Origin of the sequence: Enterobacter cloacae complex sp. ECL352, from assembly GCF_020149545.1 — a bacterium.
Lineage (GTDB): Bacteria > Pseudomonadota > Gammaproteobacteria > Enterobacterales > Enterobacteriaceae > Enterobacter > Enterobacter asburiae_B.
Genome location: NZ_CP083709.1, coordinates 3,767,562 through 3,788,057 on the forward strand (window position 1 = coordinate 3,767,562; position 20,496 = coordinate 3,788,057).

Genomic DNA, 20,496 nt, shown 5'->3' on the forward strand with positions numbered 1-20,496 from the left:
ATAGTTATGACTGCCCCCTGATAAAAAAGTTCTGCGCGTGACGAAAATAATTTTCCCCGCGCGCAAACTTAGGAGTTATCCGAGTCCGGGCCAGATGATAACGATCAGCGTACCCGCCAGGGTCAGCAGCACGTTAGCGATAGCGTACGTGCCCGCATAACCCAGCGCCGGGATGTTGCTGCGTGCGGTGTCGCTGATGATTTCCATGGCTGGCGCACAGGTACGCGCGCCCATCATCGCCCCGAACAGCAGGGCGCGGTTCATGCGCAGCACGTAGGCGCCGAACAGGAAGCAGATCACCACCGGCACCAGGCTGACGATAAGTCCGGAAACCAGCATCTGCCAGCCGACGGCGCCCAGGCTGTGGCCAATCCCGCTGCCCGCGCTTAAGCCGACGCCCGCCATAAACACCATCAGACCGAACTCTTTCACCATGTTCAGCGCGCCCTGCGGAATGTAGCCGAAGGTCGGGTGGTTGGCTCGCAGGAAGCCCAGCATGATCCCGGCGAACAGCAGCCCGGCGGCGTTACCGATGCCGAAACTGAAGTTGCTGAACTGGAAGGTGATCATCCCGATCATGAGGCCAACAATAAAGAAGGCGCAGAAGGCCAGCAGGTCGGTGACCTGGCTGTGAATGGAGATAAAGCCGATGCGGTCGGCAACGGTTTTCACGCGTCGCGCGTCGCCGCTGACCTGCAAAACATCGCCTTTGTTGAGCACGACGTTATCGTCGATAGGCATCTCAATCTGGCTGCGGATCACGCGGTTGAGGAAGCAGCCGTGGTCGGTCAGCTTCAGCTGCGCCAGACGGCGGCCCACGGCGTTATGGTTTTTCACCACGATCTCTTCGGTGACGATACGCATGTCGAGCAGATCGCGGTCGAACACCTCTTTGCCGTTACGGAAGCTCGGGTCGAGACGGGCGTGGGCGTCCGGATAACCCACCAGCGCGATGTCGTCGCCCATCTGCAGCACCGCGTCGCCGTCCGGGTTCGCCAGAATGCCGTTACGGCGGATACGTTCGATATAGCAGCCCGTCTGGCGGTAAATCCCCAGCTCGCGCAGGTTTTTGCCATCAGCCCATGCCACCAGCTCTGGCCCGACGCGATAGGCGCGGATCACCGGGAGATAGACTTTACGTTTGGAATCGGTATCGAGACCGCGCTCGCGCGCGATTTGCTGGGCGCTGGTCTGCAGATCCTGGTGCTGCAGTTTTGGCAGGTAGCGTGCGCCAACGATCAGGCTCACCAGACCAATCAGATAGGTCAGGGCATAGCCCAGGCTCAGGTGGTCGAGCGCGGTAGAGAGCTGCGCGCCAGCCATGCCGGAATGGCGAAGGGTATCACCGGCACCCACGAGCACGGGGGTGGAGGTCATGGAGCCTGCCAGCATACCGGCCGTTAACCCGATATCCCAGCCAAACAGTTTACCCAGCCCTAAGGCGATCAGCAGCGCGCTGCCGACCATCACCAGCGCCAGCATCAGATAATTTTTGCCGTCGCGGAAGAAAATTGAAAAAAAGTTCGGTCCTGCTTCCACGCCAACACAAAAAATAAACAGCATAAAACCTAAGTTGAGCGCGTCCGTGTTAATGCTGAAGTGCTGCTGGCCTAATAATAAGGAGACGACTAAAACGCCAATGGAATTACCAAGTTGAACTGAACCCAGGCGCAATTTACCCAGGCAGAGGCCCAGCGCCAGTACCACAAATAATAACAGGATGTAATTCCCATTTAACAAGTCTGCGACGTTTATATTCACGGAGGCTAACTTCTTGTTTACCAGTAAGTTGTTGAATGAAAGGACTATTTGGGCTACTGTTTTCTGAGCCAGGGAACGCGTTCAACCCTCCCTGTTACCTAATTTATTCCCTAAAACATTAGCTGGCCGATAGTTTAATCGTATTAGCTACTGACAGCTACCTATTATCGCATCACCCTGTGCGTACTTTGGCAAGGATTGCCGCATTGCTTTATCTGACTGGGCGTCTACCCGACGAAGGTGTATTTGATAGAGATAAGTCAGGAGGATAGTTTGAACATTAAACGAAACTGGGCGGGGGTGATCAGCTGCTTTTTGCTGTTTACCGTCGTGTGCATGTCGCTCGCTTTTAATGTGAAGGGGGCATTCAGGGCTGCCGGACACCCGGAGCTGGGGCTGCTCTTTTTTACCCTGCCGGGAGCGGCAGCCAGTTTTCTTTCCCGTAAAGGAGAAGTGGTCAAGCCGCTTATTGGCGCAATGCTGGCGGCACCGCTGTGTCTGCTGCTGATGCGCATGCTGTATGTGTCAACGCGAAGTTTCTGGCAGGAGATGGCGTGGTTGCTGAGCGGCGTCTTCTGGTGCGCCCTCGGCGCGCTGTGCTATTTGTTTGTGTGCAGCCTGATTAAGCATCGACGGCACCACAAATAAAAACGCCCTCCGGGTGAGGGCGTCTTCGCATTACTGGGCGGCAAACAGGCCCAGATGCTCTTTGGCGTAAGCTTCAAAGTCAGTGCAACCGCCGATGTGTTTCTGATCGAGGAAGATCTGCGGTACGGTTTCAACCGGCTTGCCGACGGTTTTTTCGAGATCCGCTTTGGTGATGCCTTCCGCGTGGATGTCCACGTAGCGGAAGTTGAAGTCATCGCGCTCTTCGGTCAGTTTCTCAGCCAGCTCTTTCGCGCGCACACAGTAAGGGCACCCTGGACGACCAAAAATTACTGCAAACATTTCTCTCTCCTCAAAAAACAAGCCTGACGGCGAATAGGACATATAGTGCCCGATAACCTGCCGCCATTAAAGAAGGTTTCGCCTGTCGCTTTGATACAGTAAGGCTATGTTTCGCCAATTACACCGCGCAAATCATTGCCTATACTGGCTGCCATACGGTTTAAGCAAGACAAAGAGAGACAAGATGACGCCAACCATAGACCTGCTCACATCCCACCGTTCCATTCGCCACTTCACCGACGAGCCGATTACCGAGGCGCAGCGCGAAGCGATTATTAACAGCGCCAGAGCGACCTCCAGCTCCAGCTTTCTGCAGTGCAGCTCGATTATCCGCATTACCGACCCGGCCATGCGTGAACAGCTGGTCGCGCTGACCGGCGGACAGAAGCATGTGGCCCAGGCCGCGGAGTTCTGGGTGTTCTGCGCCGACTTTAACCGCCACCTGCAGATCTGCCCTGAGGCCGAGCTGGGGCTGGCCGAACAGCTGCTGCTGGGCGTGGTGGATACCGCGCTGATGGCGCAAAACGCCTTTACGGCGGCGGAGTCGCTGGGATTAGGTGGCGTCTACATCGGCGGCCTGCGTAATAACATTGAAAGCGTGACCGAGCTGCTGAAGCTGCCAAAACACGTCCTGCCGCTGTTCGGCCTGTGCCTCGGCTGGCCTGCGGATAACCCGGATCTGAAGCCGCGCATTCCTGCCGCGATGCTGGTGCACGAAAACCACTACCAGCCGGTCGATCAGGACGTCCTGAATCAATATGACGAAGAGCTGGCGAACTACTACCTGACGCGCGGCAGCAATAACCGTCGCGATACCTGGACTGACCATATTCGTCGCACCATCATTAAAGAAAACCGCCCGTTTATTCTTGATTACCTGCACAAACAGGGCTGGGCGACGCGATAGTCCATTCCGCCTGCGCCTGCCTGCGTATATGATATGCAGGCTTTTTCCATGTCTTCAGAGAGGTGCAGGGTGAAAATTGCCATATTGTCCCGGGATGGAACGCTCTATTCATGTAAGCGCCTGCGAGACGCGGCGGCGAAACGCGGGCATCAGGTTGAGATCCTCGACCCGATGTCCTGCTATATGAACATTGACCCGGCCGCCTCATCGATTCACTACAAAGGCCGCAAGCTGCCGCACTTTGATGCGGTGATCCCGCGCATCGGCTCCCAGATCACCTATTACGGCACCGCCGCGCTGCGCCAGTTCGAGATGCTGGGCAGCTATCCGCTTAACGAATCCGTCGCCATTTCACGCGCCCGCGACAAGCTGCGCTCGCTGCAGCTCCTCGCCCGTCAGGGGATCGATCTTCCGGTTACGGGGATTGCCCATTCACCGGACGACACCAGCGATCTTATCGATATGGTGGGCGGTGCGCCTTTGGTCATCAAGCTGGTGGAAGGCACGCAGGGCATTGGCGTGGTGCTGGCGGAAACGCGTCAGGCGGCGGAGAGCGTGATTGATGCCTTTCGGGGTCTCAATGCCCACATTCTGGTGCAGGAGTACATCGAAGAGGCGAAAGGGCGCGATATTCGCTGCTTCGTGGTCGGCAATGAAGTGGTGGCGGCCATTGAGCGCCAGGCGAAAGAGGGCGATTTCCGCTCTAACCTTCACCGCGGCGGCGTGGCGCGGGTAGCTGATATTAGCGATCGCGAACGGGAAATTGCCGTCAAAGCGGCGCAAACCCTGGGGCTGGACGTGGCGGGCGTAGACCTTCTGCGGGCGACGCGCGGGCCGCTGGTCATGGAGGTGAACGCTTCGCCGGGGCTGGAAGGCGTAGAAAAAACCACAGGTGTCGATATTGCGGGTAAAATGATCGCATGGATCGAGCGTCATGCCACGCCAGGCTACTGTCTGAAAACGGGCGGTTAAATGGTATTGAACGCACTTTTTGCGTAATCTATACCCTAAATAATTCGAGTTGCAGGAAGGCGGCAAGGGAGTGAATCCCCTGGAGCTTACATTAGTAAGTGACTGGGGTGAACGAGCGCAGCCAACGCACATGCAACTTGAAGTATGACGGGTATATGCGAAGTTTTTAATTAAGAGGCTGCACAGCGATGGATTTACAGGTCGTACCTACACTGGATACGTTACGTCAATGGCTTGATGATGCCGGAATTACGTTCTTCGAATGCGATTCCTGCCAGGCGCTGCATCTGCCTCATATGCAGAATTTCGACGGCATTTTCGATGCCAAAATCGATCTCATTAACGACGTGATCCTTTTCTCCGCGCTGGCCGAAGTGAAGCCCTCCGCGCTGCTGGCGCTGGCCTCCGACCTGTCAGCGATCAACGCCAGTTCTTTGACGGTGAAAGCATTTCTCGACATACAGGATGATAATCTGCCAAAACTGGTCGTTTGCCAGTCTTTATTCTCCGGTGCCGGGCTGTCGTTCAAGCAGTTCTCCTGGTTTATGCGCTTGAGCGAAGAGCAAATTTCCATGGTCATGATGGAAGCCAATGCACACCATCTGCTGTATAGCGCGGAAGATGATGCAGAGAATAATGATGCATCTCCCAATTTTCTTCACTGAACCTGTCTGACTTTTGCGCAGTCGCTGCCATAGCGGCTGCAGAAGGCCATTTTTTCTGCTGCTTTTAACCTTTCTTTAAAGAATTTTTCACCTCCCTGAAGGCCGTTTCGGCTTATCACGTAGACATAACCTGCATAAAAAATTGATAAAAGGCGTTTTTTCGTCTGGGCTATAGCCGGAGACACGGGCTACAGTTATTCTTGCGATGCTTAAAAAAGCGAGCGGAAGCTGCCGGGTAAAGAGGTTTCTTTTTATTTTGGGCAGAGCGACAAACTATGCATGATTATTGCATATCTTCAGATTGCACAGTTTTAGTTCGTTTGTTAACGAGCTTTCAGAAGGAATAAAGATATGATCGCCTTGAATAAAAAATGGTTATCGGGTCTGGTTGCGGGTGCTCTGATGGCCGTCTCTGCCGGCACGCTCGCTGCGGAACAAAAAACGCTGCACGTTTACAACTGGTCTGACTATATCGCGCCGGACACGGTGGCGAATTTTGAAAAAGAGACCGGCATTAAAGTGGTCTACGACGTTTTCGATTCCAACGAAGTGCTGGAAGGAAAACTGATGGCGGGCAGCACCGGGTTTGATCTCGTGGTGCCTTCCGCAAGCTTCCTCGAGCGCCAGCTGACGGCAGGCGTCTTCCAGCCGCTGGACAAGAGCAAGTTACCGAACTGGAAAAACCTCGATCCGGAAGTGCTGAAGCTGGTGGCGAAGCATGACCCGGACAACAAATACGCCATGCCTTACCTGTGGGCGACCACCGGTATCGGCTACAACGTGGATAAAGTCAAAGCGGTGCTGGGCCCGGACGTCAAGCTGGACAGCTGGGACGTGGTGCTGAAGCCGGAAAACCTTGAGAAGCTGAAAAGCTGCGGCGTCTCCTTCCTCGATGCGCCGGAAGAGATTTTCGCCACCGTGCTGAACTACCTGGGCAAAGACCCGAACAGCAGTAAAGCCGATGATTACACCGGCCCGGCGACCGATCTGCTGCTGAAGCTGCGTCCAAATATTCGTTACTTCCACTCGTCTCAGTACATCAATGACCTGGCGAACGGCGACATCTGCGTCGCGATCGGCTGGGCAGGGGACGTGTGGCAGGCGGCTAACCGCGCGAAAGAGGCGAAAAACGGCGTGAACGTCTCTTACTTCATTCCGAAAGAGGGGGCGCTGGCCTTCTTCGACGTCTTCGCGATGCCAGCTGATGCGAAGAACAAAGACGAAGCCTATCAGTTCCTCAACTACCTGATGCGTCCTGAGGTGATCGCCCACATCAGCGACCACGTTTACTACGCGAACGGTAATAAGGCCTCCGTGCCGCTGGTAAGCGAAGAAATCCGTAACAACCCGGCTATCTATCCACCGGCGGATGTGTTCGCCAAGCTCTTCACCCTGAAAGTTCAGGATCCAAAAATTGACCGCGTGCGTACCCGCGCGTGGACCAAGGTGAAAAGCGGTAAATAACGGCGTTGGGTATTGTTGCCCGGTGGCGCTGTCGCCTACCGGGCCTCTACAACCCGTAGGCCGGGCAAGCGTTAGCGCCGCCCGGCGATGCGCACCCTGACGGTGCGTTTGCACCAGTACTGATCTATGCCGGAGAACACCCCGTGAATGACGCGATCCCCCGCCCGCAGGCGAAAGTCCGTAAAGCGCTGACCCCGCTTCTTGAAATTCGTAATCTCACCAAATCTTTCGATGGCCAGCATGCCGTGGACGACGTCAGCCTGACTATCTATAAAGGCGAAATTTTTGCCCTCCTGGGAGCTTCTGGCTGCGGAAAATCGACCCTGCTGCGTATGCTGGCCGGTTTTGAACAGCCCACCGCCGGGCAAATCATGCTCGATGGTGTGGATCTCTCCAGCGTGCCGCCGTATCAGCGCCCGATTAACATGATGTTCCAGTCCTACGCGCTGTTCCCGCACATGACGGTGGAGCAGAACATCGCCTTTGGCCTTAAGCAGGACAAGCTGCCGAAGGCCGAAATTACCGCGCGCGTGGCCGAGATGCTGAGCCTGGTGCACATGCAGGAGTTCGCGAAGCGTAAGCCGCACCAGCTCTCCGGCGGCCAGCGCCAGCGCGTGGCCCTGGCCCGCAGTCTGGCAAAACGGCCGAAATTATTGTTGCTTGATGAGCCGATGGGCGCGCTGGATAAAAAACTGCGCGACCGTATGCAGCTCGAAGTGGTGGATATCCTCGAGCGCGTGGGGGTGACCTGCGTGATGGTGACCCACGACCAGGAAGAAGCGATGACCATGGCCGGGCGTATTGCGATCATGAACCGCGGGAAGTTCGTGCAGATCGGCGAGCCGGAAGAGATTTATGAGCACCCGACCACCCGCTACAGCGCGGAGTTTATCGGCTCGGTCAACGTCTTCGAAGGGCTGCTGAAAGATCGTCAGGAGGATGGCCTGGTCATCGAATCGCCGGGGCTGCAGCATCCGCTTAAGGTCGATCCGGATAACTCCGTGGTGGATAACGTGCCGGTCTACGTCGCGCTGCGTCCGGAGAAGATCATGCTCTGTGAGGATCCGCCTGCCGATGGCTATAACTTTGCCGTGGGCGAAGTGGTGCACATTGCCTATCTGGGCGACCTGTCTATCTACCACGTGCGGCTGAAAAGTGGGCAGATGCTCAGCGCGCAGCTACAGAACGAACATCGCTACCGCAAGGGGCAGCCAACATGGGGTGACGAAGTGCGCCTGTGCTGGGATGCTGACAGTTGCGTCGTACTGACGGTATAAGGAGCGGCAAATGAGTGCACTTGAACCTCCAGCTCGCGCAGAAAAGCCGGGCGGTTTTGCCCAGTGGCTGACGCGCTTGCAGATGAACCACGGCCGCAAGCTGGTGATCGCCATGCCGTACGTGTGGCTGATCCTGCTGTTCCTGCTGCCGTTTCTGATTGTTTTCAAGATAAGCCTGGCGGAAATGGCGCGGGCGATCCCGCCCTATACCAACCTGCTGGACTGGGCCGACGGGCAGCTGACGCTGACGCTTAACCTCGGCAACTTCCTGCAGCTCACCGACGATCCGCTCTATTTCGAAGCCTATCTGCAGTCGCTGCAGGTGGCGGCGATCTCGACGCTCTGCTGTCTGGTGATGGGCTACCCGCTGGCGTGGGCGGTGGCGCACAGCAAGCCGTCGACGCGTAACATCCTGCTGCTGCTGGTGATCCTGCCGTCGTGGACCTCGTTCCTGATCCGCGTTTACGCCTGGATGGGGATCCTGAAAAACAACGGCGTGCTGAATAACTTCCTTATGTGGCTCGGGGTTATCGATCAGCCGCTGACGATCCTGCACACCAACCTCGCGGTTTATATCGGCATTGTGTACGCCTATCTGCCGTTTATGGTGCTGCCGATCTACACGGCCCTGACGCGTATTGATTACTCGCTGGTGGAAGCGTCGCTCGATCTTGGCGCCCGTCCGTTAAAAACCTTCTTCAGCGTGATTGTCCCGCTGACCAAAGGCGGCATTATCGCCGGGTCAATGCTGGTCTTTATCCCGGCGGTAGGGGAGTTTGTGATCCCTGAACTGCTCGGCGGCCCGGACAGCATCATGATTGGCCGCGTGCTGTGGCAGGAGTTCTTCAATAACCGCGACTGGCCGGTGGCCTCGGCGGTAGCGATTGTTATGCTCCTGCTGCTGATCGTGCCGATTATGTGGTTCCACAAGCATCAGCAGAAACAGATGGGAGACCACGGATGAACAACTTACCGGTAGTGCGCTCCCCGTGGCGAATTGCGATTCTCGTTATCGGCTTTACCTTCCTGTATGCGCCGATGCTGATGCTGGTGATCTACTCGTTCAACAGCTCTAAGCTGGTAACGGTCTGGGCGGGCTGGTCGACGCGCTGGTACAGAGAGCTGTTTCACGACGATGCGATGATGAGCGCGGTGGGGCTGAGCCTGACCATTGCTGCCCTTGCGGCGACAATGGCGTCGGTGCTGGGCACGATCGCCGCGCTGGTGATGGTGCGCTTCGGGCGTTTTCGCGGCTCAAACGGGTTCGCCTTTATGATCACCGCGCCGCTGGTCATGCCGGACGTGATCACCGGACTCGCGCTGCTGCTGCTGTTCGTGGCCCTGGCGCACGCCATCGGCTGGCCGGCGGATCGCGGCATGCTCACCATCTGGCTGGCGCACGTCACCTTCTGTACGGCCTACGTGGCGGTTGTGATCTCCTCGCGCATGCGCGAGCTGGATCGCTCCATTGAAGAGGCGGCGATGGATCTTGGCGCGACGCCGCTGAAGGTCTTTTTCATCATTACCCTGCCGATGATTATGCCGGCGGTGATCTCCGGCTGGCTGCTGGCGTTTACGCTGTCGCTGGACGATCTGGTTATCGCCAGCTTTGTCTCCGGACCGGGCGCGACGACGCTGCCTATGCTGGTCTTCTCCAGCGTGCGCATGGGAGTCAACCCGGAGATCAACGCCCTGGCTTCCATCATCCTCGGCGTGGTCGGAATTGTCGGATTTATCGCCTGGTATTTGATGGCGCGCGCGGAAAAACAGCGCGTGCGCGATATCCAGCGTGCAAGACGCGGCTGAAGGATTTAAAATTTCCAGTGAAGTGCCGCGCATGACGCGGCACTGTTTTTCAGGGAAGTAAAACATTGGGATTATTAAAAAAATCACGTACTACGCACGCGCGTCCTAACGTACCTGCTCTGGTTCAGGTGGCGGCGCTCGCCATTATTATGATCCGCTGCCTGGACGTGCTGATGATTCTGAACACCCTGGGCGTGCGCGGCATCGGTGAATTCATTCACCGCAGCGTGCAGACGTGGAATCTGACGCTGGTCTTTTTGAGCAGCCTGGTGCTGGTGTTTATCGAGATCTACTGCGCGTTTTCGCTGGTCAAAGGGCGCAACTGGGCGCGCTGGGTCTATCTGCTGACGCAAATTACCGCCGCCAGCTATCTGTGGGCCGCCTCGCTGGGATACGGTTACCCGGAGCTGTTCAGCATTGCCGGGGAATCCAAACGCGAGATCCTGCGCGCGCTGTTTATGCAAAAACTTCCGGATATGCTGGTGCTCTGTCTACTCTTCGTTCCGGCCTCAAGCCGGCGGTTCTTCCGCCTGCAATAATGTGTATAATCGCAGCCCTCGTGATTCTTAAGGTTTTCATATGCAGTGCGCACTCTATGACGCCGGACGCTGCCGCTCCTGTCAGTGGATAGAACAGCCGGTCTCTCAACAACTCACCGCCAAAATGGCCGACCTGCAACAGCTGCTGGCAGCACAAGCGGTGGGCGAGTGGTGCGCACCCGTCAGTGGCCCGGAGCTGGGCTTTCGTAATAAGGCCAAAATGGTGGTCAGCGGCAGCGTTGAAAAACCGCTGCTGGGAATGCTGCACCGCGACGGCACGCCGGAAGACCTGACCGGCTGCCCGCTGTATCCCGCCTCGTTTGAACCCGTCTTTGCCGCGCTGAAACCGTTTATCGCGCGTGCAGGGTTAACGCCTTACAGCGTCGCCCGCAGGCGCGGCGAGCTGAAGTACCTTCTGCTGACGGAAAGCCAACTCGACGGCGGCATGATGCTGCGCTTCGTGCTGCGCTCGGAAGCCAAGCTGGAGCAGCTGCGCGCGGCGCTGCCGTGGCTGCAGGAACAGCTGCCGCAGCTGAAGGTCATTACGGCGAATATTCAGCCGGTGCATATGGCGATCATGGAAGGGGAGAAAGAGATTTTCTTCACCGACCAGCACGCGCTGGCCGAAAGCTTCAACGGCGTGCCGCTGTGGATCCGCCCGCAAAGCTTCTTCCAGACCAACCCGACCGTGGCAAGCAGCCTGTACGCCACCGCCCGCGACTGGGTTCGTGCGTTAAACGTCCATCATATGTGGGATCTCTTCTGCGGCGTGGGCGGCTTTGGCCTGCACTGCGCCACGCCAGAGATGCAGCTCACCGGAATAGAGATTTCTGCCGAAGCAATAGCCTGCGCGAAACAGTCCGCCGCCGGGCTGGGGTTAACGAATCTGCACTTCCAGGCGCTGGACTCCACGCAGTTTGCGACCGGCCAGGGCAACGTGCCGGAGCTGGTGCTGGTCAACCCGCCGCGCCGCGGCATCGGCAAGGCGCTGTGCGACTACCTGAGCCAGATGGCGCCCGAGTACATCGTCTATTCCAGCTGTAACGCCCAGACCATGGCGAAAGACATCGCCAGCCTGCCGGGCTACCGCATTGAACGCGTTCAGCTTTTCGATATGTTCCCGCATACCGCGCATTATGAAGTGTTGACGTTGCTCGTGAAATCTTAAACAAAATGTGAACTCTTCCCCCGCTCGAAATCAGGTAAGCTTACGTCATAAGAAATGATTGAAGGCTTACCCATGAAGCAGATCCTGCTGGTGGAAGACGACCACGATATCGCGGCGCTTCTGCGACTCAATTTAGAAGACGAAGGCTACGCCATCACCCACGAGCCCGACGGGGGCAAGGCCTTACTGCGTCTTGAAAAACAGCCGTGGGATGCGGTGATCCTCGACCTGATGCTGCCCAGCGTTGACGGTCTGGAGATTTGCCGCCGCATCCGTCAGATGACGCGCTACCTGCCGGTGATCATCATCAGCGCCCGCAGCAGCGAGACCGACCGCATTACCGGGCTGGAAACCGGCGCCGATGATTATCTGGCGAAGCCGTTCTCGGTGCAGGAACTCATTGCGCGCATCAAAGCGCTGTTCCGCCGCCAGCAGGCGATGGGGCAGGCGCAAACCGACGGTCAAATTCAGGCCCACGGTCTGACCATCGATCCGCTGGCGCGCAGCGTGCTGCTTCACGGCCAGGTGGTGGATCTCACCCCGCGTGAATTCGAGCTGCTGTACTTCTTTGCCCGTCATCCTGGCGAGGTCTTTTCGCGTCTGGCGCTGCTGGAGCAGGTCTGGGGCTATCAGCACGAAGGCTATGAGCACACCGTTAACACCCATATCAACCGCCTGCGCATCAAGATTGAGAAGGACGCCGCCGAGCCGGAGATTATTCGCACCGTCTGGGGCAAGGGCTATAAATTTGCGGAGCCAAATCATGATGCGCCGCTTTAGCCTGGGCCAGCGCCTGACGCTGCTGTTCATCCTGCTGATGATGCTCTGCGCCACCGTCGCCTGTGCGGTACAGCTCTACACCAGTACGCAGTACGGCAATGCGATGGTGCAGCGGCTGTCGGGCGGGCTGGCGCAGCAGATCGTTCAGCGTGAACCGATTCTGGACGCGCAGGGCAGGGTCGACCGAACGGCGCTCAAGCCGCTGTTCGATCGGCTGATGACCTTTAATCCGAGCGTTGAGCTGTACGTTGTCTCCCCGGACGGCGATATCCTGGCCGATGCCGCACCGCCGGGCCACATTCAGCGGCAAAAAATCGATCTGGCCCCGGTTCAGACCTTCCTGAGCGGTACCGCCATACCGGTTCTGGGCGACGATCCTCGCAGTCAAAATAAAAAGGTCTTTAGCGCCACGCCGCTGCGGCAGGATGGCGAGCTAAAAGGCTATCTGTACATTATTTTGCAGGGCGAAGAGTCAAACGCCCTGGCTGAAATGGCCTGGCATAAGGCGCTGTGGAGCACGGTGCTGTGGTCATTGCTGTGGGTCGCGCTGTTTGGCCTGCTGGCAGGTTTACTGGTCTGGTACTGGGTCACGCGCCCGGTAAAACAGCTGACGGTGGAGGTCGCCGGGCTGGAGCAGGACAGCATCAGCGCTATCAGACAGCTGGCGGCGCAGCCGTTGGACGCGGCGGCCAGGGATGAAGTGGCGATCCTGCGCAACAGCTTTATCGAGCTGGCGCGCAAAATCACCCGCCAGTGGGACCAGCTGGCCGACAGCGATCGCCAGCGCCGGGAGTTTATCGCCAACATTTCGCACGATCTCCGTACGCCGCTGACCTCGCTGCTGGGCTATCTGGAAACCCTGTCGCTAAAATCCGCCACGCTGACGCCGCAGGAGCACCAGCAGTATCTCGCCACCGCGCTGCGTCAGGGGCAAAAAGTCCGTCATCTCTCGCAGCAGCTGTTCGAGCTGGCGCGCCTTGAGCACGGCGGCATTAAGCCGCAGCGCGAGCGTTTCGCGATGGGGGAGTTGATTTCCGACGTGGCGCAGAAGTTTGAGCTCACCGCCCGCACGCGCGAAGTGAATCTGCATATTGACGTGCCGGGACCGCTGCCGCTGATTAACGCCGACGTGTCGATGATCGAACGCGTGGTGACCAACCTGCTCGATAACGCGATGCGCCATACGCCATCTGGCGGGGAAATTCGTCTGGCGGTCTGGCAGGAGAATGAACGGCTTCAGGTCGAAGTGGCTGACAGCGGAACGGGCGTGGATGCCTCGCTGCGCGACGATCTGTTCCAGCGGCCATCGGCGTTGAACACCCAGGCATCGCGGGAGAATCGCGGCGGACTGGGGCTGTTAATCGTGAAACGTATGCTGGAGCTGCACGGCGGTGGGATCAGGCTGATGGAGTCGGTGAGCGGGGCGCGGTTCAGGTTCTTTGTGCCGTTGTGAGAGAGTGCCGGGTGGCGGCTTCGCCTTACCCGGCCTACAGACTACCACCCCCGTAGGCCGGGCCACCCGGCAAAAAAATCTTACTGCGGGAACCACTGCTCGCTGATTTTCTGATACGTACCGTCAGCTTTAATCGCTTTCAGCGCGCCGTTCAGTTTTTCCAGCAGGGCCTTGTTATCCGGACGTACCGCGATGCCCAGACCCGTGCCGAAGTACTGCGGATCGGTCACTTTCTCGGTTGCGGTGCCCAGCTGCGGATTGGTTTTCAGCCATTCGTTCACCACGGCGGTATCGCCGAATACGCCGTCGATACGGCCATTTTTCAGGTCGATAATCGCGTTCTGGTAGCTGTCATAAGCCACGGTTTTCACTTCAGGATGTTTGTCCTGGAGGTATTTCTGGTGCGTGGTGCCGTTTTCCATCCCGATGCGTTTGCCTTTCAGCTGATCGAAAGAGGTATAGGCACCTTTCTTCGCAATCACGACCGCCGAGTTGGCGTAGTACGGGTCGGTAAACGCAACCTGTTTGCTGCGCTCAGGCGTGATGTCCATCCCGGAGATCACCGCATCGTATTTTTTGAATTTCAGCGACGGGATCAGGCTGTCGAAGGCATGGTTGGTAAAGGTGCAGTCGGCCTGCATTTGTTTGCACAGCGCTTTCGCCAGGTCAATGTCGAAACCCACGATCTGGTTGCTGGCATCCAGCGATTCAAACGGCGGATAGGTGGCGGACACGCCAAAATTGATTTTATCAGCTGCGGATGCGCCAGCGGCGAAGGTGGCGAGCAATGCGGCCAGAACTAACTTTTTCATTGTAATACTCCCGTCTGTCTTATTTATGCGCCGTGTCTGCGGCATGGATGTACAATGCCATTTAATGAATTTGTATGCAATATATATGAGTAAATATTTATACTTGGATAAAAAAAAGCGGATAACCAAAAAGTTATCCGCATTGATTAATCACATTTATGCACTTCTTGCCGGGTGGCGCTGGCTTACCCGGCCTACGATCTGCGCTCAAACGCCAGCGCTTTACGCTCGATCAGGCGCATCATCAGCGTCAACAGGCCGTTAACCACCAGGTAAACCACGCCAGCCGCGCCGAACACCATCACGTCATAGGTGCGCCCGTACAGCAGCTGTCCGTGACCCATCACCTCCATCAGGGTGATGGTGTAGGCCAGAGAGGTACTCTTGAACACCAGCACCACTTCGTTGGAGTAAGAGGAGAGCGCGCGCTTAAAGGCGTATGGCAGCAGGATCGCCAGCGTGTCCTTCTTGCTCATGCCCAGCGCTCCGCAGGACTGCCATTGTCCTTCCGGAATGGCGCGGATCGCCCCGTAGAACAGCTGGGTGGTATAGGCCGCACTGTTCAGCGAAAGGGCAATCAGGGCACACAGCCACGGTTCAGAAAGCAGATGCCAGATAACCGGATACTCCTGCAGCGACGGGAACTGGCCCGGGCCGTAGTAAATCAGGAAGATCTGCACCAGCAGCGGCGTACCGGTAAACAGGGTGATGTAGCCGCGCACAATCCACACCAGCACCGGCGTTTTCAGCGTCAGGATGATGGTGAAGATAAGGGCCAGGATCAGCGCCACGATAATGGACGCCACGGTCAGCGTCAGGCTGGTGTGCAGCCCTTTCATCAGCTCGGGGAAATATTCAAGCATCAGCCTGGTCTCCGTTCAAAGCGCGTCGCACGCAGGTCAATACGCTTGAGGATGTACTGACTGAGCAACGTGATCACCAGGTAGATAGCCGCCGCCACAATGTACCAGGTAAAAGGCTCCTGGGTACGGGTGGCGATGCTTTTGGTTTGCAGCATCAAATCGTTAACGCTGATCAGGCTCACCAGCGCGGTATCTTTCAGCAGCACCAGCCACTGGTTGCCGAGGCCCGGCAGGGCATGGCGCCACATCTGCGGCATGACCAGACGGAAGAAGATGGCTGACTTCGACAGACCTAACGCCTGACCCGACTCCCATTGACCCTGCGGCACGGCTTTCAGCGCACCGCGCAGGGTTTGCGACGCGTACGCGGAGTAGAGCAGGGAGAGGGCAATCACGCCGCACAGGAACGGGCTGACGTCGAAGTTTTCAATCTGCATCTGCACCGGGATTTGCGCAAAGCCAAGATTGATCGTAAAACCGTCCGACAGCGTCAGCAGCAGCTGTGAGGAGCCGAAATAGATAAACAGGACCACCAGAATTTCCGGAAGCCCACGCAGCACGGTGACCAGCGCGGAGCCTGTCCAGGCGACGGGGAACCATTTCGCGGATTCCCACACCGCAAAGAACATCGCCAGCACGAGGCCGATAATCAGTGCGCAAACGGCAAGGCCGACGGTCATCCCGGCGGCGCTTGCTAAAGGAAAAATTTCATTCATCAGGAATTACTTCTGGAACCATTTTTTGTAGATGGTTTCGTAGGTGCCGTCTTTCTTCACTTTTTCCAGCGCAGCGTTGAATTTCTGCTGCAGCTCAGTGTTGCCCTGACGAACGGCAATCCCCAGACCGGTACCGAAGTAATCCTTATCGGTCACTTTGTCGCCCACTGGCGCCAGTTTATCGTTGGCTTTCAGCCACTCGGTTACGACCGCGGTATCACCAAATACGCCGTCGATACGGCCATTTTGCAGATCCAGCTTCGCGTTCTGGTAGCTGTCATACGGAACGGTGGTGATTTCCGGATGTTTATCCATGATGAATTTCTGGTGCGTGGTGCCGTTCTGCACGCCAACTTTTTTGCCTTTCAGCTGATCGACAGAGGTGAATTTACCTTTCTGACCAATGAACAGGGCGGAGTTGTCGTAGTAAGGCGTAGAGAACAGCACCTGCTTTTCACGCTCCGGGGTGATGTCCATACCGGCCATCACGGCGTCGATACGGCGGAACTTCAGGCTTGGAATCAGGCTGTCGAACGCCTGGTTGCTGAAGGTACAGGTCGCGTCGATCTCTTTACACAGGGCGTTAGCCAGGTCCACGTCGAAGCCAACAATTTTGTTGTTCGCATCAATGGACTCAAACGGAGGGTAAGAGGCTTCCGTGGCGAAACGAATGGTCTGAGCTGCGGTAGCGGAAAGGGTAACGCCAGCAAGCAGCACGGCAAGTAATACTTTTTTCATTATATTTCCCCTGACACAATCAATGAGATAAATAGTTTTTGAAGGCATCGGTTTGCGGGTTCGCGAAGCAGCTCGCATCACCTTGCTCAACGATATACCCGTTTTCCATGTAGACCACACGGCTGGCGGTTTTACGCGCCACTTCCACTTCGTGGGTGACGATAACCTGAGTAATATTGGTTTCCGCCAGCTCGCGAATGATGCTGACGATCTGGGCGGTAATTTCCGGGTCCAGCGCCGCGGTCGGTTCATCAAACAGCAGTACCGCAGGCTCCATCATCAGCGCGCGGGCAATGGCTACGCGCTGCTGCTGACCACCGGAAAGGTGCAGCGGATAGCGGTCGCTGTAGGGCTTAAGGCGCAGACGATCCAGCAGCTTTTCAGCGCGCGCGATCGCCTGATCCTTGCTTAACCCCAGCACGCGGCACGGCGCTTCAATCAGGTTTTGCAGGACGGTCAGATGCGGCCAGAGATTGTATTGCTGGAAGACCATGCCGACGTTTTGACGCAGTTCGCGAATCGCTTTATCAGACGGCGTTTTAGCGAAGTCAAAATGGTTACCGGCAATTGCCAGCGTACCTGAACGGGGCATTTCAAGCAGATTAAGGACGCGCAGAAGGGAGCTTTTGCCTGCACCGCTTGGGCCAAGCAAAACCAGCGTTTCGCCTTCCGGGCAGTTCAGCGTGATGTCAAACAGCGCCTGGTGTGCGCCGTAGAAGCAGTTAATGCCGTTTAGTTTAATACTCATCGGGGCAGTCTTTACTCATCCAGGCAATCTATAGCAATTGAGGCCGCAGATAGTACCGTTGACAGAATAGTTATGCAATATTTATGCGTTAAAAGTTAAATATAACCCGTGTTTCCTCTTAAACATAGCACAAAATAGCGAACGGTAAGGTCGGCGAGTATAAATGTCGGCATTCCGCATGAAATGCCGCACATTTTACGGGGGTTACCGGGTTGTATCGGCGGGTTTAGCGATTCTCAATCGACTGGCGCAGCGTGCCTGCCGGGGCATGAACGCTGCCGCCAACGTAGCGCACGTCGTCTACCGCCCAGCACTGTCCTTCACGGATCATCAGCACTTCATCCTGCCAGGTTTGGGTTCCCTGCGTCAGCTTCACGCGCAGCGGAATATTACGGGCATCGGTATTTGGGATGGTTGACGCGCTGGCTACTTCGGCGCTGTCCGGCAGCGTGGTGCGGCTGGAGAACGGATCGGATTTCAGCAATGTGTTGTGCTGAGGATCGCGGGTGGCGTCGTTAAGCAGTTTTGCCAGACCGTCGCTCAGATACGGGCGCAGGCCGGTGAGATCGTTGCTGCGGTGCTGAATGCGATAATCATAGAACTGCTGCGCCACGGCGTCCGGGCCGCCCTCAATGCAGGGGCCGCTGCGGGTACCGATATCCTTAAAGGCTGGCGTGACCGTGGTGGTACAGGCGCTGAGCACCAGCGCGCAGGGCACCAAAAGTGTTAAAGCAGAATAGCGCATGTTGATTTCCTTATTTATTAACTATCCTTTCAATCATAGCGTAACGAACCGATAATGCTGTGCCTAAGGCATTGAACGCTAAAGAAGGAGAGAAACCATGCAGTTTTCAACAACGCCAACCCTGGAAGGGCAAACAATAACCGAGTATTGCGGTGTGGTTACCGGCGAAGCCATTCTCGGCGCCAATATTTTCCGCGACTTTTTCGCCGGTATCCGCGATATCGTTGGCGGCCGCTCGGGCGCATACGAAAAAGAGCTGCGTAAAGCGCGCGAAATCGCCTTTAAAGAGCTTGGCGAGCAGGCGGAAGCCCTCGGCGCTGATGCGGTTGTGGGGATTGATATCGACTACGAAACGGTCGGGAAAGATGCCAGCATGCTGATGGTGAGCGTAAGCGGTACGGCGGTGAAAACCCTCCGATGACGCGTTCGTTTGCCACGCTCCTGCTGGCGCTGTTGCTGGCAGGATGCGTCACGGAAAAAGGGATTATCGACAAAGGCGCCTACGAGCTGGACACGCGTCATCAGGCGCAGGCGGCTTACCCGCGCATCAAGGTGCTGGTGATCCACTACACCGCAGATGACTTTGACAGCTCGCTGGCCACGCTGACGGATAAGAACGTCAGCTCTCACTATTTGATCCCGGCTAAACCCCCAGCACCGGACGGTAAGCCCCGCATCTGGCAGCTGGTGCCTGAAAGCGAACTGGCCTGGCATGCGGGCATCAGCTTCTGGCGCGGCACCAACCGGATTAACGATACGTCTGTCGGCATTGAGCTGGAGAACCGCGGCTGGCAAAAAACGTCGGGCGTTAAGCATTTTACGCCGTTTGAGCCTGCGCAAATTGCGGCGCTGGTTCCGCTCGCCAAAGACATTATTGCCCGCTACAACATCAGACCTGAAAATGTGGTGGCCCATTCGGACATCGCCCCGCAGCGCAAAGACGATCCCGGCCCGCTGTTCCCGTGGCAGGCGCTCGCCATGCAGGGTATCGGGGCGTGGCCCGACCCGGCGCGGGTGGCGTTTTACCTGAACGGCAAGCCGCGCGACGAGCTCGTGGAGCCGAAGGTGCTGCTCGATCTGCTGTCGCGCTACGGCTATGAGGTGACCGATAACATGACGAACGCGCAGCAGAAGCGCGTTATCGTCGCGTTTCAGATGCATTTTCGCCCGGCGCGCTGGGACGGCGTGGCCGATCGCGAAACGCTGGCTACCGCGGAGGCGCTGCTGGAGCGCTACGGGCAGGGGTAATCCTTCGGGTTACCCGACTTCACCTTTATAGGGTCTTCTTTTGGACTGATTTTTTAATCACATTCACGTCGTAAATGTTTTATAGTTTCCTCAGTCGAAATTACTCGCAAACGTGGTTGACAATATATCAGCACGACAAATAAGAAATACGGATGTTCTAACGTCTTAGCTTTACTTTACATTTGTTAAATGGACTACGCGTTTATGCGCTGTGATTGCACACGTTCACCTTTTTCAATTTAATATTAATAGGTATAACAATGTTAAGTATCTACAGTAAAAATAGCCGTCCACAAGCAGAACTTGACGCCCTTATCGCGGCAACTGAAGGTTTTGAAGAAAGAACCTTACGCAAATGGCAGCGTATCAGTACCGATAACAACGAAGATATTCATTTTATCGTTAGCGGTGAAGTTGAATTCCGCCGCGAGTCGGATGAACTGTGTATGTTCACCTTACAGAATAAATGTATTTTTGGTCTCTCCTCTATTTATTACAACTCAACGCATATGTACGGCCTGGTTCGTGCCAACACCGTGGTGCGCACCATTAAAAAAGATGATTTTGTCCGTCTGATAAGCGAAAAAAACCTGTGGGAAGCCTTGAGTAAAGTCCTCTCCTGGTACGTTTGCCTGCTCAGCAAGCGTGACGAAGTGCTGGTGGCTCGCAGCGCGTACTCGATTGTTCGCGAGTTCTTGCTGGAAATTAACGAACTGATTGTGCACCATCAGCGCGATATCAATATTTATGACTATATTCAGGAATATACCAGCCTGGCCCGCAGTACCATTATTAAAATCCTAGCCGACCTGAAGAAAGGTAATTATATTCAGGTTGAGAAAGGCCGCCTTATGTATTTATCAGTATTGCCAGAGAAATATTAATC

23 protein-coding genes are annotated in these 20,496 nt (G+C 56.4%); 15 read left to right on the forward strand and 8 right to left on the reverse strand.

What is annotated here, in order from left to right; genetic code table 11:
* Nucleotides 1-75: 75 nt before the first annotated feature.
* Nucleotides 76-1,761: an aspartate:alanine antiporter gene (locus tag LBF07_RS18275; protein WP_029739442.1), complete on the reverse strand. Its 1,686-nt coding sequence runs from the start codon at nucleotides 1,759-1,761 to the stop codon at nucleotides 76-78.
* A gap of 273 nt (nucleotides 1,762-2,034) precedes the next feature.
* On the opposite strand from LBF07_RS18275, the gene LBF07_RS18280 reads away from it, so the two are divergent.
* A complete protein-coding gene (locus LBF07_RS18280) occupies nucleotides 2,035-2,409 on the forward strand; it encodes an inner membrane protein YbjM (RefSeq protein WP_033145040.1) in 375 nt (124 codons plus the stop codon).
* A 30-nt stretch (nucleotides 2,410-2,439) separates the two neighbouring features.
* On the opposite strand, the gene LBF07_RS18285 is transcribed toward LBF07_RS18280, so the two are convergent.
* Nucleotides 2,440-2,709, reverse strand: coding sequence for a GrxA family glutaredoxin (locus LBF07_RS18285; protein WP_006809455.1), 270 nt, complete (start codon nucleotides 2,707-2,709; stop codon nucleotides 2,440-2,442).
* Between the two features lie 184 nt (nucleotides 2,710-2,893).
* Between LBF07_RS18285 and nfsA the strand changes: the two genes are divergently transcribed.
* The 11 genes from nfsA to LBF07_RS18340 all read left to right on the forward strand — a co-directional run bounded on the left by nfsA (nucleotide 2,894) and on the right by LBF07_RS18340 (nucleotide 13,740).
* On the forward strand, nucleotides 2,894-3,616 hold the full coding sequence (gene nfsA, locus LBF07_RS18290; RefSeq protein WP_033145041.1) for a nitroreductase NfsA: 723 nt from the start codon (nucleotides 2,894-2,896) through the stop codon (nucleotides 3,614-3,616).
* A 69-nt stretch (nucleotides 3,617-3,685) separates the two neighbouring features.
* On the forward strand, nucleotides 3,686-4,588 hold the full coding sequence (rimK, locus tag LBF07_RS18295; protein WP_033145042.1) for a 30S ribosomal protein S6--L-glutamate ligase: 903 nt from the start codon (nucleotides 3,686-3,688) through the stop codon (nucleotides 4,586-4,588).
* 188 nt (nucleotides 4,589-4,776) lie between these two features.
* Nucleotides 4,777-5,253: a YbjN domain-containing protein gene (locus tag LBF07_RS18300; protein WP_014169308.1), complete on the forward strand. Its 477-nt coding sequence runs from the start codon at nucleotides 4,777-4,779 to the stop codon at nucleotides 5,251-5,253.
* A gap of 351 nt (nucleotides 5,254-5,604) precedes the next feature.
* On the forward strand, nucleotides 5,605-6,717 hold the full coding sequence (gene potF / locus LBF07_RS18305) for a spermidine/putrescine ABC transporter substrate-binding protein PotF (RefSeq protein WP_023335062.1): 1,113 nt from the start codon (nucleotides 5,605-5,607) through the stop codon (nucleotides 6,715-6,717).
* 143 nt (nucleotides 6,718-6,860) lie between these two features.
* Nucleotides 6,861-7,994, forward strand: a complete 1,134-nt coding sequence (gene potG / locus LBF07_RS18310) for a putrescine ABC transporter ATP-binding subunit PotG (protein WP_024907855.1) — start codon at nucleotides 6,861-6,863, stop codon at nucleotides 7,992-7,994.
* A 10-nt stretch (nucleotides 7,995-8,004) separates the two neighbouring features.
* Nucleotides 8,005-8,958 carry a putrescine ABC transporter permease PotH gene (potH, locus tag LBF07_RS18315; RefSeq protein WP_033145043.1) on the forward strand — a complete coding sequence of 318 codons (954 nt, stop codon included), beginning with the start codon at nucleotides 8,005-8,007 and terminating at the stop codon, nucleotides 8,956-8,958.
* Nucleotides 8,955-9,800, forward strand: coding sequence for a putrescine ABC transporter permease PotI (potI, locus tag LBF07_RS18320; RefSeq protein ID WP_094934327.1), 846 nt, complete (start codon nucleotides 8,955-8,957; stop codon nucleotides 9,798-9,800). Before potH ends, potI begins: the two co-directional genes overlap by 4 nt.
* A gap of 65 nt (nucleotides 9,801-9,865) precedes the next feature.
* A complete protein-coding gene (locus LBF07_RS18325; RefSeq protein ID WP_023310935.1) occupies nucleotides 9,866-10,339 on the forward strand; it encodes a YbjO family protein in 474 nt (157 codons plus the stop codon).
* A 40-nt stretch (nucleotides 10,340-10,379) separates the two neighbouring features.
* On the forward strand, nucleotides 10,380-11,507 hold the full coding sequence (gene rlmC / locus LBF07_RS18330) for a 23S rRNA (uracil(747)-C(5))-methyltransferase RlmC (protein WP_064672194.1): 1,128 nt from the start codon (nucleotides 10,380-10,382) through the stop codon (nucleotides 11,505-11,507).
* A gap of 72 nt (nucleotides 11,508-11,579) precedes the next feature.
* Complete coding sequence (locus LBF07_RS18335; protein WP_033145045.1) at nucleotides 11,580-12,287, forward strand: response regulator transcription factor; 708 nt, start codon at nucleotides 11,580-11,582, stop codon at nucleotides 12,285-12,287.
* On the forward strand, nucleotides 12,271-13,740 hold the full coding sequence (locus LBF07_RS18340) for an ATP-binding protein (RefSeq protein WP_047061477.1): 1,470 nt from the start codon (nucleotides 12,271-12,273) through the stop codon (nucleotides 13,738-13,740). Before LBF07_RS18335 ends, LBF07_RS18340 begins: the two co-directional genes overlap by 17 nt.
* Nucleotides 13,741-13,820: 80 nt before the next feature.
* Here the strand turns inward: LBF07_RS18340 and artJ are convergent, their stop codons facing one another.
* From artJ to LBF07_RS18370, 6 genes are all read right to left on the reverse strand, one after another.
* Nucleotides 13,821-14,552 carry an arginine ABC transporter substrate-binding protein ArtJ gene (artJ, locus tag LBF07_RS18345; protein WP_021240923.1) on the reverse strand — a complete coding sequence of 244 codons (732 nt, stop codon included), beginning with the start codon at nucleotides 14,550-14,552 and terminating at the stop codon, nucleotides 13,821-13,823.
* 194 nt (nucleotides 14,553-14,746) lie between these two features.
* A complete protein-coding gene (artM, locus tag LBF07_RS18350; protein WP_033145048.1) occupies nucleotides 14,747-15,415 on the reverse strand; it encodes an arginine ABC transporter permease ArtM in 669 nt (222 codons plus the stop codon).
* The gene (artQ, locus tag LBF07_RS18355) at nucleotides 15,415-16,131 is read right to left on the reverse strand and encodes an arginine ABC transporter permease ArtQ (RefSeq protein ID WP_023310941.1); all 717 of its coding nucleotides are present in this window, start codon (nucleotides 16,129-16,131) and stop codon (nucleotides 15,415-15,417) included. The genes artM and artQ overlap by 1 nt, the downstream gene beginning before the upstream one ends.
* 6 nt (nucleotides 16,132-16,137) lie before the next feature.
* Nucleotides 16,138-16,869, reverse strand: a complete 732-nt coding sequence (gene artI, locus LBF07_RS18360; RefSeq protein WP_033145049.1) for an arginine ABC transporter substrate-binding protein ArtI — start codon at nucleotides 16,867-16,869, stop codon at nucleotides 16,138-16,140.
* 19 nt (nucleotides 16,870-16,888) lie between these two features.
* Nucleotides 16,889-17,617 (reverse strand): arginine ABC transporter ATP-binding protein ArtP, encoded by a 729-nt coding sequence (gene artP, locus LBF07_RS18365; RefSeq protein WP_023310942.1) that lies wholly within the window; start codon nucleotides 17,615-17,617, stop codon nucleotides 16,889-16,891.
* A 226-nt stretch (nucleotides 17,618-17,843) separates the two neighbouring features.
* A complete protein-coding gene (locus tag LBF07_RS18370) occupies nucleotides 17,844-18,362 on the reverse strand; it encodes a lipoprotein (protein ID WP_045403666.1) in 519 nt (172 codons plus the stop codon).
* Between the two features lie 97 nt (nucleotides 18,363-18,459).
* Between LBF07_RS18370 and LBF07_RS18375 the strand changes: the two genes are divergently transcribed.
* The 3 genes from LBF07_RS18375 to LBF07_RS18385 all read left to right on the forward strand — a co-directional run bounded on the left by LBF07_RS18375 (nucleotide 18,460) and on the right by LBF07_RS18385 (nucleotide 20,494).
* A complete protein-coding gene (locus LBF07_RS18375) occupies nucleotides 18,460-18,783 on the forward strand; it encodes a heavy metal-binding domain-containing protein (RefSeq protein ID WP_023310944.1) in 324 nt (107 codons plus the stop codon).
* Nucleotides 18,780-19,610 (forward strand): N-acetylmuramoyl-L-alanine amidase, encoded by an 831-nt coding sequence (locus LBF07_RS18380; protein WP_094934325.1) that lies wholly within the window; start codon nucleotides 18,780-18,782, stop codon nucleotides 19,608-19,610. The genes LBF07_RS18375 and LBF07_RS18380 overlap by 4 nt, the downstream gene beginning before the upstream one ends.
* 260 nt (nucleotides 19,611-19,870) lie before the next feature.
* A complete protein-coding gene (locus LBF07_RS18385; RefSeq protein WP_033145052.1) occupies nucleotides 19,871-20,494 on the forward strand; it encodes a helix-turn-helix domain-containing protein in 624 nt (207 codons plus the stop codon).
* The last annotated feature ends 2 nt before the right edge of the window (nucleotides 20,495-20,496 follow it).